Origin of the sequence: Castellaniella denitrificans (assembly GCF_027214045.1) — a bacterium.
Classification (GTDB): Bacteria; Pseudomonadota; Gammaproteobacteria; order Burkholderiales; family Burkholderiaceae_B; genus Castellaniella; species Castellaniella denitrificans_A.
The window spans coordinates 78,070-89,485 of record NZ_JAPWHE010000011.1 but is presented as its reverse complement, the minus strand read 5'-3'; the positions used below and the strand labels follow the sequence as shown (position 1 = coordinate 89,485).

The window sequence follows — 11,416 nt, the reverse complement described above, 5'->3', positions numbered from 1 at the left end:
AGGGAACTGGCCTGCTGTTCGGTGCGCGAGGACAGGTCCAGGTTGCCGGCGCTGATCTGCGCCGAGGCCGAGGCGATGGAACTCGCGCCACCCCGCACCTTGCTGACAATTTCGGCCAGCCGGTCGCGCATGTCCCGCATGGCGAATAACAGGCTGGCCTGATCGTGGGGTTTCAGTTCGATGGGCACGGCCAGATCGCCGGTCGCGATGCGGTTCAGGATCGCCGTGGCGTAGGCGGGCTCGCCGCCCAGTTGGCGCAGCAGCGCCCGGGTGATGAGGAAATTGGCCAGCGCCGCCAGCAGGCTGAGCAGCACGATGCCGCCGGCCAGCAGGATGCGGGTGCGGGACAGGGCGTCGGCACGGTTGTTCAGTACCGCTTCCAGTTGTTCCAGGGCGGCCTGGTTGAGTCGGTATTGGGCATCGATGGCTTGTGTGTAGCGGGCGAAGAAGTCGGCGGCGGAGAATTTCATGGACTGCGCCTGGAGGACTTCCTTCTGGGTCAGTTCGATGGCCGCATGAGCCTCTTGAAGCGCCGCTTTGCCGGGCTCGGCCAGTCCGGCGCCGAGTTCGGGGTATTGCCGGATGGCGCTTTCCAGTGCGTCATTCAGGGCGATGTAGTGTTCTTCCGCGCGGTTGATCAACACCATGACCCGCAGGCGCTCGGCGTCGGACCCCTCGTGGCGCGTCAACAGGCCCGATCCCAGGGCGCGGGTCTGGCCGAACAGCTCGGTCAGCATGGGCACTTGGTTCAGCGCCGTGTCGATCAGGTAATAGCCTTTGGCCTGCGGATCGAAGCTCAGGCCGTAGTGCTGCAGCAGCAGGGATCTGACCCGGAGCAGCCGGGCGATCAGCTCGACGTGGGCCTGGAAGCTGTCGGCGGGGGAAAGGCTTTTCCGGGCGACTTGTCCCTCCAGGGACGTCCATCCCTGGATGACTTCCTGCCAGGCGGCCAGGAGCGCCGGCGCCTGGATATCCTGGCGCAGCGCCGCGTCCAATGCCTCGAAGGCGCGGTCGGTGTCGTCCTGCAGGGCGGCGCGGCGGGCATCGGCGGATACGTCGCCGTTGAGCGTGATCATCGCCAGCCCCCGGTGTTGCTGGGCCAGTTGCAGGGTCTTCATCAGCAGGCGCATGGGTTGTAGCCCGCTCGACTCCAGCCGGGTGGCTTGGATGGTCTTGCCGGATTCGTGGACATACAGTGCGAAAGGAATGGCGACCAGCACCACACCGAACAGCGCCAGCACGGCGAATTTTTGCCAGAGGCGGAGCCGGTTCAGGGCGGCGTCCAGAGAACTTTGTTTCATGTGGGCGTTCCGGTCGATTTCGCGTTCCAGGATGGGGCGCGGGCGATGGCTCAATTGTTTAGCAATTGTAAAGTTGAGCCGGAGGGAAAAAGCCGGACCGGAACAGGATGACCAGGAAGAATGAAAGGCTTTTAACCTGGGTCAATCTTTTGAGCGGGGGAGCGGAGCATCTTGCGTCTTTGGCGCCACAGGGGAAAGCGCATGTCTTCCGCCCATGAGGCGAGGTGCGGCCGGCGCGAGTCTAGAGTCCCCCGGCGCAGGCCAGTGTCGTGCCGGTCACGTAGGAAGCCGCGGGCGAGGCCAGCCAGACGATGGCCTCGGCGATCTCGGCCGGCTCCGCCAGGCGCCCCATGGGAATCCGGGGGGCGACGCGCGCGGGCCTGTCGGGTTCGCCGGCGGCCGCGTGGATGTCCGTCAGCGTGCTGCCCGGGGCCAGTCCGCAGACCCGGATGCCTTCGGCGGCCACTTCTTTGGCCAGCCCCAGGGTAAAGGCCTCAAGCGCGGCCTTGCTGGCGGCGTAGTGCACGTATTCGCCGGGACTGCCGGTGCGGGCCGCGATCGAAGAGATGTTGACGATCACGCCGCGCGTGCCATGGCGCCTGAAGTTGGCCAGCGTCTCCCGCGCGCATTGCATGGCGCCCAGCACGTTGACCCGGAAGACCTGCTCGATGGTCTCCTCGGTCGTGTCCCTGAACGATCCGATCGGGCCGGTGATGCCCGCGTTGTTGATCAGGCCGCGCAGCGGCCCGATTTCAGTCTCGATCGTTTCGAACATGCGGCGGATGTCTTCGCCTCGACCGACGTCGCCCTGGACGATGGCGGCCCTGCGCCCGATGGCGCGTATGGATTCCGCGACGGAACGGGCCGCCCGTTCGTCGCGGGCGTAGTTCAGGACGATGTCGTGGCCCAGGCGCGCGGCGGCCAGCGCCGTCGCCGCGCCGATGCCGCGGCTCGCCCCGGTGATGAGGAGGGTGTTCGGCTCGGCGCCGTCCGTGTGGCGATTGTTCATGGTCTGTGACCCCTGTGGAAGGCGTGCGAGGAACAGCCGGATGAGGCGTTCCGATGGCGCATGTGGAAAGGCGTTCAATCCCCGGACGGCATGATTTTCAGTCGCCCGGGGGATTCCGCCGGGAGCGTCGCGTTGCGCAGCCATTCAAGGGCGTAGGGCCACAGAATGTCGCGGAAGCGCTCGTGGAAGAACGCGAAGTGGCCGATCGCGTCCAGGCCGACATCCCGCGGGGCGATACGCAAGTGGCTGCGCCGGCTGGCGCTGTAATACCGCAACAGACGATCCAGCGCCGCTTCGGTGCCGTAGGGATCGTCTTCGGCCCCCAATGCGAGGATCGGCGCGCCGATCGTCCTGAAATTGCGGGCCAGCTCGGCCGCTTGCGGCAGGCCGTCCGTCGTCAGGGCACCCCGGCGGACGGAGTCCTCGAAGCGTGGACCCATGCGCGCCCAGTCCAGCGCCACGCCTTTCGGCGTGTCTTCCATCCAGCCCAGCCGTTTGGCGGGGACATGGCCCAGCAGTGTCGCCAGGACAGGCATCAGGATGTGCCATTTCAGGAACATGCCCCGCCGTTTTTCAGCCTGGTAGTCCCGCCAGTATGCGAACTGGGCGCCCATGGTGAAGATCCGGCGCACGCGGTGCGCCGAGGGCGCCAGGCCGATGACGAAGCCGCCGATGGAATGCCCGATCACGTCGATGGCCTGGTCCGGGAAGTCCAGGGCGGTGTAGCGCAGCACCCCTTCGAAATCGTTCAAGCCCCAGTCGACCCAGTCGGCTTTGAATCGGCGCAAGGGGCCCCGGCGCGATTCGCCGATGCCGCGGTAGTCATAGGTCACGACGTCCCAGCCCTGCGTGTGCAGGTATTCGGCGAATCTCGCATAGTACCGGCAGCGCACCGAGGTCGCGGGATTGATGATGGCCACCGGAGGCGGGTGGCCTACCGTCCTGGTATGGCGCCATTGGCGGCCTCCCAGTGGATAGCCGTCGGCTGCGGGGATTTCGATGGATTCCGGCATGGCGTGTCCTGGTGTTCAGTGGCGGGGGTCGAGCATTTCGCCGATGACCGCGCCGATCTTGCGGACCGCCCATTCGGTGCGGGGCGTGAAAACCGAGGCATGGCTCAAGCGCATGCAGTTCCGGTATTTCCCGGCCGCGGAGAAGATGTTGCCGTGCGCGATGACGATGCCATGCTCACGCAGCATGGGGTCGAGGGCGTGTGTGTCGAATGATTCCGGCAACTCGATCCACAGGGTGAACCCGCCTTGTGGATGACTGATGCGGGTCCCTTCGGGGAAGTGGCGCCGTACCCATTCGGTCATGACGTCGCGCTGGCGCTGGTACTGGCGTCGCATCCGGCGCAGGTGCGCCGGATAGTGCCCCTTTCGAAGGAACTCGGCGACGGCGATCTGTGGCAAGGGAGCTGTCGGGCCCGAACTGGTGTATTTCATGCGCAGCACCTGGTCGAAATACCGCCCCGGTGCGATCCAGCCCACCCGCAGCCCGGGCGCCAGGGTCTTGGAAAACGAGCTGCACAACAGGACCCGGCCGTCCTCGTCGAGCGCCTTCAGGGCGTGGGGACGGGGCCAGCCGTAGACCAGGTCGCCGTAGATGTCGTCCTCGATGATGGGAACGTCGAAGCGTTGCGCCAGCCGGAGCAGGCCCAGCTTGCGATGGTCGGGCATGGTGTAGCCGAGCGGATTGCTGGCATTGGGAATCACCAGGATGGCCTTGACGGGCCAGCGTTCCAGCGCGAGTTCGAGGGCTTCCAGGCTGATCCCCTGGACGGGGTCCGAGGGAATCTCGAATGCCTGCACGCCCGTTTCCTTCAGGATCTGCATCGTGCCGTGATAGCTGGGGGAGGCGATGGCCACGATGTCGCCAGACCCGCACAGGGTCCGTATTGCGCACGACAGCGCTTCCTGGCAACCGGTCGTGACGATCAGCGCGTCTGGCCCGGCCTGGTAGCCCGCGTCCACGGCCAGCCGGGACAGTTGCTCGCGCAGGGCGGGAACCCCCTGCATGTCGTTGTAGTGCAGGCTGGCGATCCCGGCGTGCCGTCCCTCCCGGGAGAGCGCCGCCTGCAGAGGGCGCAGGCTGGGACTCTCGACATCCGGCATGCCCCGGCCCAGCTGAATCGTTTTCCCTTCGCGTTCAAGCTCCAGCAGGTCCTGGACCTGCCCCCAATCCGACACGTCGATCGGCCGCAGCGTGGGTTTGCCCATGCTGGGCAGCCCGGACTTCGGGCGGGCCATCGGCACGTACCAGCCGGAACGGGGCCGCGCCTCCGCCAGGCCGGACATTTCAAGCCAGCGGTAGGCCTGCTGGACGGTCGTCAGGCTGACGCCGTGCTCGGTGCTCAGGGCTCTCACGGAGGGCAGGCGGCTGCCGGCCGCGTACAGGCCTTGTTCGATACGGCTGCCGAGGGTATCGGCGAGATTCAGATAGCGGCTCATCGATCGTGTGGTCCGTGCCATGGGATCCCGAAGGACCGTCCGTCACTGTAGGGGTGTTCGGGCTCTGGAAGAAGATACAGATCCAGGAATTTTCAGCAATTCAGAGGGTGTTTTGTCCATTGTGTATCGAAAAAAACCATTATGACTGTGTATTCAATACACAGGCGCGATCCGTGAAGATGGTTCCGTCGGTCCATGGGGGCCGATCGCCCACAAGAACGGAACATGATGCCTGCCACCGACCTGCTGCTCGCCTTCTCGCTGTTCGCGCTGATCTCATCCATCACGCCCGGACCGAACAACACCATGCTGCTGGCGTCTGGCGCGGCCTTCGGATTCCGCAGGACGCTGCCGCACATGCTGGGCGTGACGGGCGGTTTCTTCCTGATGGTGCTGTCTATCGGCCTGGGATTCGGCGCCCTGTTCAAAGCCTTGCCCGGCCTGCAGGGCTGGTTGCGATACTTGGGGGCGGCCTATCTGGTCTATCTCGCCTGGAGGGTCGCGGGATCGTCGTCCGTCGCGCGTGTGGATGGCCGCCGCGTCGCCGGCGAACCGCTCGGCTTTCTCGGCGCGGCCGCCTTCCAGTGGGTCAACCCGAAGGCCTGGACCATGGCCGTCGCCGCCGTTGGCACCTACATGCCGCCGCCGGGGTATCTGGCAAGCGTGTTGGTCATTTCCGCACTTTTCGCCGTCATCAACCTGCCATGCGTCAGCCTCTGGGCCGGCTGTGGCAGCCTGATCCGCCGCTGGCTCGATCATCCATCGCGCCAGCGCGGATTCAACCGGGCGATGGCCGTCCTGCTGCTCGCCTCCCTGTATCCGATGCTGAACCAGGGCTGATGCGCTTGCGGACGCCCGACCCGAACCCATGGAGCCGCACGATGAGCGCCGATGCTTCCTTGACCCCCTCGGCCCGCTGGACCATCGTCCTTTCCGGCGGAATCCTCATGGGCCTGTCGCTGGGAATCCGGCATACGCAGGGCCTGTTCATGCAGCCGGTGACGTCCGGCCACGGCTGGTCGCTGGAAACGTTCGGGCTGGCCCTGGCTTTGCAGAACCTCGTCTGGGGCCTGGCTCAGCCCGTGACCGGCCTGATGGCCGACCGCTACGGCTCCGGCAAGGTGCTGTGCCTCGGGATCCTGGCGTATGGCCTGGGCCTGTATCTGATGGCGCAGGCCCGGGGTCCTGTCGGTTTCACGGCCGCCAACGGCGTGTTGATCGGCATCGCCCTGTCGGGCACGGCCTTTGGCACCGTCTATGGCGCCCTGTCCCGTATTTTCGAGCCGCGGCTGCGCAACTGGGCATTGGCCGTCGCCGGCGCCATCGGCGGCCTGGGGCAGTTCTGCCTGGTGCCTTTCGTTCAGCGTCTGCTCGCCGAGGCGGGCTGGCGAAACGCGGCGATCGTCCTCGGCCTGCTTGTGCTGGCGAGCCTGCCGCTGGCCGTGCCGCTGCGCGCCCGGCTCCGGGAAACGCAGAGGGGGGTGCCGGACCTTCCGGTCGGCGCCTCCATCCGGGAGGCGATGCGTCGCCGGGGTTTCTGGCTGTTGAACCTGGGGTTCTTCGCCTGCGGCTTCCAGTTGGCTTTCATCGCGACCCATCTGCCCGCCTACCTGCTGGAGCATGGGCTGAGTCTGGCGCAGGCCGGTACGGCGCTGGCCTTGATCGCGCTGGCGAATATTTTTGGCACCTACGCCTGCGGTCGATCGGCCGGACGATGGCGCATCAAGCACCTGCTGGCGGGGCTGTACGCGGTCCGGGTGGCGGCCATGCTGCTGTTCCTGGCGATACCGGCCACGGCGGCGAGCGCCTATGCCTTTGCCCTGGTCATGGGGTTCCTGTGGCTGGGCACCGCCCCGATGACCAACGAACTGGTGTTGCGGATGTTCGGCTTGCGCTACATCGCGACCCTGTTCGGCATTGTGTTCCTGGGCCACCAGGTCGGCGGTTTTTTCGGCGTGTGGCTGGGTGCGTGGGTCTATGACCGCATGCATTCCTATGAATGGCTCTGGATCGGCTCGATCGCCATCGGGTGCGTTGCCGCCGCCGCGCACTGGCTGATCGACGACTCGCCTCTGGTGGCATCGGATGGGCCGGGCCTGCGCGTGGTGCGGTCATGAGGGCGGCGTGGTGCGGAGCGCTCGGGCGCGTTCTGCTGGCCGGGGCGGGGGCCTGGGCGCTGGGGTGGACATTCCTGGCCTGGCGGGAGATCGACCTGCTGCTTGTTTTGTTCAACCGGACTTATGGATGTGGATGATGAGTGATGGTTTTGCTTCGACGAGACCGGCCTGCTGGAGGCGGGCCGTGGTTGACGGGTGTTCCGTCATTCTGCGCAGCGTTCGATGCCGGTTGGGACGCCGCGGGGATCTGTGCCATCTGTTCGAGCTGGACGACTACCTGCTCGAGGACATGGGCCTGTCGCGCGATTGGTTCATCGCCGAGCGCCGCAGGCGGGGCATTCTGCCGGGGTTCCTGGACATGGGTGGCCGCCGTCTGGTCCGTAGCGGCATCCGGCATGCGCGGGGGATGCGCGACGGCTTCTGGTGAGTCGTGTGAGGGCTGTGGACGACAAAAAGGCCACCTGAAAAGTGGCCTTTTTGCGCGGCGAACCGCATGAATCTTTGGTGGAGACGAGGAGGATCGAACTCCCGACCTTCGCATTGCGAACGCGACGCTCTCCCAGCTGAGCTACGTCCCCGAAAGACGTGCATTCTAGCACAGAAAAATATCAATGCGAGCCTTTGGGCAGTCGCCCCATCAGATAGAACTCATCGTTGGGGCGCATGGACATGAAGTTCACCATCCGGTTGCTCAGGCCGAAGAAAGCGGCGATGGCCGCGATGTCCCAGATGTCCTCGTCGTCGAAGCCGTGGGGATGCAGGGCCTGGTAGTCGGATTCGTCGATGTCCTGCGCGTTCAGGGAAACCTTCACGGCGAAGTCCAGCATCGCCATTTCGCGGGGACTCAGATCGGCCTTGCGGTGGTTGATGGCGACCTGGTCGGCGATCAGCGGGTTGCGGGCGCGGATACGCAGGATGGCGCCGTGGGCGACCACGCAATACTGGCAGTTGTTGGCACCGGAGGTCGCCACCACGATCATTTCGCGTTCGGCCGGGCTCAGGCCGCCGTCCTTTTCCATCAATGCGTCGTGGTAGGCGAAGAAGGCGCGGAATTCGGCGGGGCGATGCGCCAGGGCCAGGAACACGTTGGGAATGAAACCGGCTTTTTCCTGGACGGCGAGGATACGGTCGCGGATGTCGTCGGGCAGATCGTTCAGGTCGGGGACGGGGTAGCGGCTGATGGGAGGTTTCTTCATGGCGGTCCTGTCGGTGGCTATCGGAGAGGAAGGAAATCCCGATCCGTCCACCGTAGCACAGGCGCGTCGCCGCCGCGATGGCCCGACGGGCCGGGGCGCCGCGCCATGCGGCGACGATATAATGCCGGATTGATTCCAATCTCAGGCTTATCCGGACCCCCCATGAGCACTACCATTCTTGAAAACCTGCCGGTCGGGCAGAAGGTCGGCATCGCCTTTTCGGGCGGGCTGGACACCAGCGCCGCGCTGCTGTGGATGAAGAACAAGGGCGCGCTGCCCTTTGCCTATACGGCGAACCTGGGGCAGCCCGACGAGCCGGATTACGATGAGATCCCCCGCAAGGCCCTGCGCTACGGCGCCCAGGGCGCACGCCTGGTCGACTGCCGCGCGCAGCTGGTGTCCGAAGGCATCGCCGCCCTGCAATGCAACGCCTTCCATATTTCCACCGGGGGGGTGACGTATTTCAACACCACGCCCATCGGCCGCGCGGTGACGGGCACGATGCTGGTCTCGGCCATGCGCGAGGACGACGTCCACATCTGGGGCGACGGCAGCACCTTCAAGGGCAACGACATCGAGCGCTTCTACCGTTACGGCCTGCTGACGAATCCGGACCTGAAGATCTACAAGCCCTGGCTGGACCAGCAGTTCATCGACGAGCTGGGCGGCCGGGCCGAAATGTCGCAGTATATGCAGGAAAACGGCTTCGACTACAAGATGTCGGCGGAAAAGGCCTATTCCACGGACTCCAACATGCTGGGCGCCACGCACGAGGCCAAGGACCTGGAACACCTGGATTCCGGCATCCGCATCGTCCAGCCCATCATGGGCGTGGCGTTCTGGAAACAGGATGTCGAGGTCAAGGCCGAAGAGGTCACAGTGCGCTTCGAACAGGGTCAGCCGGTGGCCCTGAACGGGGTGGAATACGCCGACCCGGTCGAACTGATGCTGGAGGCCAACCGCATCGGCGGGCGCCATGGCCTGGGCATGAGCGACCAGATCGAGAACCGCATCATCGAGGCCAAGAGCCGCGGCATCTACGAGGCCCCGGGCATGGCGCTGTTGCACATCGCCTACGAGCGCCTGGTGACCGGGATCCACAACGAGGACACGATCGAGCAATACCGCATCAACGGCCTGCGCCTGGGCCGCCTGCTGTACCAGGGCCGCTGGTTCGACCCCCAGGCCATCATGCTGCGCGAGACCGCCCAGCGCTGGGTGGCGCGCGCCATCACCGGCGAGGTCGCACTGGAATTGCGCCGGGGCAACGACTATTCCATCCTGGACACGCGTTCGCCCAATCTAACCTACCATCCCGACCGCCTGACGATGGAAAAGGGCGAGTCCATGTTCTCGCCGCTGGACCGCATCGGCCAGTTGACGATGTGCAACCTGGACATCGTGGATACGCGCGCCAAGCTCTTCACCTATACCCAGACAGGCTTGCTGACCAAGACCGGCCAGTCGGACATTCCCCAGTTGAGGCAGGATAAGCCGGCCAAGTGATCGGGCCGCGTCCGCGATCCGCAGGCAGGGCACGGGGCTCCCTTTGGGGAGCCCCGGTTCATTCGGAGGCGATGCAGGGGGACTCTTCTCGCCGCAGCAGTTCGCGTTTGCGCGCGACGCCCCAACGGTAGCCCGATACGTCGCCGTCGCGCCGCACGACGCGGTGACAGGGAATGGCGACGGCCAGGGGGTTGGCGCCGCAGGCCCGCGCCACGGCACGCGCGGCTTTGGGCGCGCCGATGCGGGTGGCGATTTCCGCATAGCTGGCAGTGGTGCCCGGCGGGATGTCGCGCAGCGCTTGCCAGACCCGCTGCTGGAAGGCGGTGCCGCGCACGTCCAGGGGCAGGTCCAGTCCGATGGCGGGCGCCTCGACGAATCCCACCACCTGGGCGACCAGCCCTTCGAAGCCGGCGTCGCCACCGATCAGTTCGGCCCTGGGAAACTGGTCCTGCAGGTCCCGCACCAGCCGGTCGGGATCGTCGCCCAGCAGGATGGCGCACAGGCCAAGCCGGCTTTGCGCGACCAGGATGGCGCCCAGCGCACATTGGCCGACCGCGAAGCGGATCACCGCGCCGACGCCGCCGGCGCGGTAGTCCCGGGCGCGCATGCCCAGCACCCGCCCGGCGGTCTCGTAGTAGCGGCTGCTGGAATTGAAGCCGGCTTCGTAGAGGGCGTCCGTGACCGATCCGCAGGCCGCGTCCAGCGCTTCGCGCAGGCGGCGCGCGCGGAATGCGGCGGCGTAGGCTTTCGGGGTGAGGCCCGTTTCCGCCTTGAAAACGCGGTGGAAGTGATAGGGACTCAGGCGCGCCTGCGCGGCCAGCGTTTCCAGCGAGGGGGGCGCTGCGGATGATTCGATGGTGCGGCAGGCCTGCGCCGCCAAGGCGGCGTGGCGGGCTTTCATGGCGGCACGGACCGGCCTGACGTGCGGAGCCAGCGTCGCGTCGCCGGTGTCGGTTCCGGTGCCGGACGCATCCGTGGCAGGGGAAAAGGCTTTCATGACATCGTCCTTTTGTGTCGCGATACCTGTCAGCTTAGACGGGATGCGCGCCTGGAACACTCCGTTTCTTGCGGTGGGAAGATCGACGGCCCGTGGCGCATCCTGGAAGACCGGACGCCGGCGCGCATGGGGCGCGTGCTCAGCCCGCCTTGCGGAAGGTGAGGTTGATGCGCCGACCGCCCAGCAGCGGGTGAGGCGGCCCGCTGAGCGGCAGGATTCCATGGTAGCGCAGGCGGTCCGCGCCTCCCCAGACGGCGACGTCGCCATGATGCAGCGGCACACGGGCCGCCCGGTCGGATCGCGCGTGGCCGCCGAACAGAAAGACGGCGCTCATCCCCAGCGAGACCGAGACGATGGGCGCACCGAAATCGCGCTCGTTCCTGTCCTGATGCAGGGACATCCGGGAGCCCGGCAGGTAACGGTTGATCAGGCAGGCGTCCGGCGCGAAGCCGGAGAATCCCGCCGCCGACGCGGCCTCGCGCGCCAGACGGTCGAACGCCTCCGGCATGGGCGGCCAGGCCCGGCCGCTTTCGGGATCGATCGGGCTGTAGCGGTAGCCGCCCGGGCCGCTGGTCCAGCCGAGCGCGCCGCAGCCGCTCAGGGCGGCCGACATCGTGAGGCCGCCCGGCGTGCGCATGTGGCGGAAGGGCGCGGCGGCCTCGACGGCGGCCAGGGCCGCCAAGAGCGTCTCCACATGGGGGAGGGCGAAGCCGCGCAGCACCCAGGCCTCCGGCCCCAGGTGGGTACGTCGTCCGGGGTCGAGATCGCCGAACAGGTCGGAGGGGGTCATGAGACGATCCTGGCCTCGATGGGTCCGGACGCGGGCCTGTCCCTGCGCCG

11 protein-coding genes and 1 tRNA gene are annotated in these 11,416 nt (G+C 66.5%); 4 read left to right on the top strand and 8 right to left on the bottom strand.

Annotation, left to right across the window (positions count from 1 at the left end; translation table 11 throughout):
• From O4H32_RS13200 to O4H32_RS13185, 4 genes are all read right to left on the bottom strand, one after another.
• A partial coding sequence (locus O4H32_RS13200; RefSeq protein WP_269359897.1) for a methyl-accepting chemotaxis protein occupies positions 1 to 1,301 on the bottom strand: 1,301 nt, incomplete at its 3' end.
• A 241-nt stretch (positions 1,302 to 1,542) separates the two neighbouring features.
• Positions 1,543 to 2,310, bottom strand: coding sequence for an SDR family NAD(P)-dependent oxidoreductase (locus tag O4H32_RS13195; protein WP_269359895.1), 768 nt, complete (start codon positions 2,308 to 2,310; stop codon positions 1,543 to 1,545).
• Positions 2,311 to 2,384: 74 nt separating this feature from the next.
• The gene (locus O4H32_RS13190; protein WP_269359893.1) at positions 2,385 to 3,323 is read right to left on the bottom strand and encodes an alpha/beta hydrolase family protein; all 939 of its coding nucleotides are present in this window, start codon (positions 3,321 to 3,323) and stop codon (positions 2,385 to 2,387) included.
• A 15-nt stretch (positions 3,324 to 3,338) separates the two neighbouring features.
• Positions 3,339 to 4,760, bottom strand: a complete 1,422-nt coding sequence (locus O4H32_RS13185) for an aminotransferase-like domain-containing protein (protein WP_269359892.1) — start codon at positions 4,758 to 4,760, stop codon at positions 3,339 to 3,341.
• 228 nt (positions 4,761 to 4,988) lie between these two features.
• Here O4H32_RS13185 and O4H32_RS13180 point away from each other — a divergent pair, with 228 nt between their 5' ends.
• The 3 genes from O4H32_RS13180 (at position 4,989) to O4H32_RS13170 (ending at position 7,304) form a co-directional block, all read left to right on the top strand.
• Entirely contained in the window at positions 4,989 to 5,600 is a 612-nt protein-coding gene (locus O4H32_RS13180) for a LysE family translocator (RefSeq protein WP_269359905.1), read from the top strand.
• A gap of 41 nt (positions 5,601 to 5,641) precedes the next feature.
• Positions 5,642 to 6,877, top strand: a complete 1,236-nt coding sequence (locus tag O4H32_RS13175) for an MFS transporter (protein ID WP_269359890.1) — start codon at positions 5,642 to 5,644, stop codon at positions 6,875 to 6,877.
• 184 nt (positions 6,878 to 7,061) lie between these two features.
• Positions 7,062 to 7,304 (top strand): hypothetical protein, encoded by a 243-nt coding sequence (locus O4H32_RS13170; RefSeq protein ID WP_269359888.1) that lies wholly within the window; start codon positions 7,062 to 7,064, stop codon positions 7,302 to 7,304.
• A 75-nt stretch (positions 7,305 to 7,379) separates the two neighbouring features.
• On the opposite strand, the gene O4H32_RS13165 is transcribed toward O4H32_RS13170, so the two are convergent.
• Positions 7,380 to 7,455, bottom strand: a tRNA-Ala gene (locus O4H32_RS13165).
• Positions 7,456 to 7,485: 30 nt separating this feature from the next.
• Positions 7,486 to 8,073, bottom strand: a complete 588-nt coding sequence (locus O4H32_RS13160; RefSeq protein ID WP_269359886.1) for a peroxidase-related enzyme — start codon at positions 8,071 to 8,073, stop codon at positions 7,486 to 7,488.
• Between the two features lie 162 nt (positions 8,074 to 8,235).
• Here O4H32_RS13160 and argG point away from each other — a divergent pair, with 162 nt between their 5' ends.
• Complete coding sequence (gene argG / locus O4H32_RS13155) at positions 8,236 to 9,579, top strand: argininosuccinate synthase (protein WP_269359884.1); 1,344 nt, start codon at positions 8,236 to 8,238, stop codon at positions 9,577 to 9,579.
• A 58-nt stretch (positions 9,580 to 9,637) separates the two neighbouring features.
• Here argG and ada read toward each other — a convergent pair whose 3' ends face one another.
• Positions 9,638 to 10,576 (bottom strand): bifunctional DNA-binding transcriptional regulator/O6-methylguanine-DNA methyltransferase Ada, encoded by a 939-nt coding sequence (gene ada / locus O4H32_RS13150; RefSeq protein WP_269359882.1) that lies wholly within the window; start codon positions 10,574 to 10,576, stop codon positions 9,638 to 9,640.
• A gap of 139 nt (positions 10,577 to 10,715) precedes the next feature.
• Positions 10,716 to 11,366, bottom strand: coding sequence for a DNA oxidative demethylase AlkB (gene alkB / locus O4H32_RS13145; protein ID WP_269359880.1), 651 nt, complete (start codon positions 11,364 to 11,366; stop codon positions 10,716 to 10,718).
• Positions 11,367 to 11,416: the final 50 nt, after the last annotated feature.

What these genes read in the sequence shown, in the direction of transcription:
- O4H32_RS13195 (WP_269359895.1), bottom strand. Translation starts at nt 2,310, where the DNA reads ATGAACAATCGCCACACGGACGGCGCCGAGCCGAACACCCTCCTCATC.
- O4H32_RS13190 (WP_269359893.1), bottom strand. Translation starts at nt 3,323, where the DNA reads ATGCCGGAATCCATCGAAATCCCCGCAGCCGACGGCTATCCACTGGGA.
- O4H32_RS13185 (WP_269359892.1), bottom strand. Translation starts at nt 4,760, where the DNA reads ATGAGCCGCTATCTGAATCTCGCCGATACCCTCGGCAGCCGTATCGAA.
- O4H32_RS13180 (WP_269359905.1), top strand. Translation starts at nt 4,989, where the DNA reads ATGCCTGCCACCGACCTGCTGCTCGCCTTCTCGCTGTTCGCGCTGATC.
- O4H32_RS13175 (WP_269359890.1), top strand. Translation starts at nt 5,642, where the DNA reads ATGAGCGCCGATGCTTCCTTGACCCCCTCGGCCCGCTGGACCATCGTC.
- O4H32_RS13160 (WP_269359886.1), bottom strand. Translation starts at nt 8,073, where the DNA reads ATGAAGAAACCTCCCATCAGCCGCTACCCCGTCCCCGACCTGAACGAT.
- argG (WP_269359884.1), top strand. Translation starts at nt 8,236, where the DNA reads ATGAGCACTACCATTCTTGAAAACCTGCCGGTCGGGCAGAAGGTCGGC.
- ada (WP_269359882.1), bottom strand. Translation starts at nt 10,576, where the DNA reads ATGAAAGCCTTTTCCCCTGCCACGGATGCGTCCGGCACCGGAACCGAC.
- alkB (WP_269359880.1), bottom strand. Translation starts at nt 11,366, where the DNA reads ATGACCCCCTCCGACCTGTTCGGCGATCTCGACCCCGGACGACGTACC.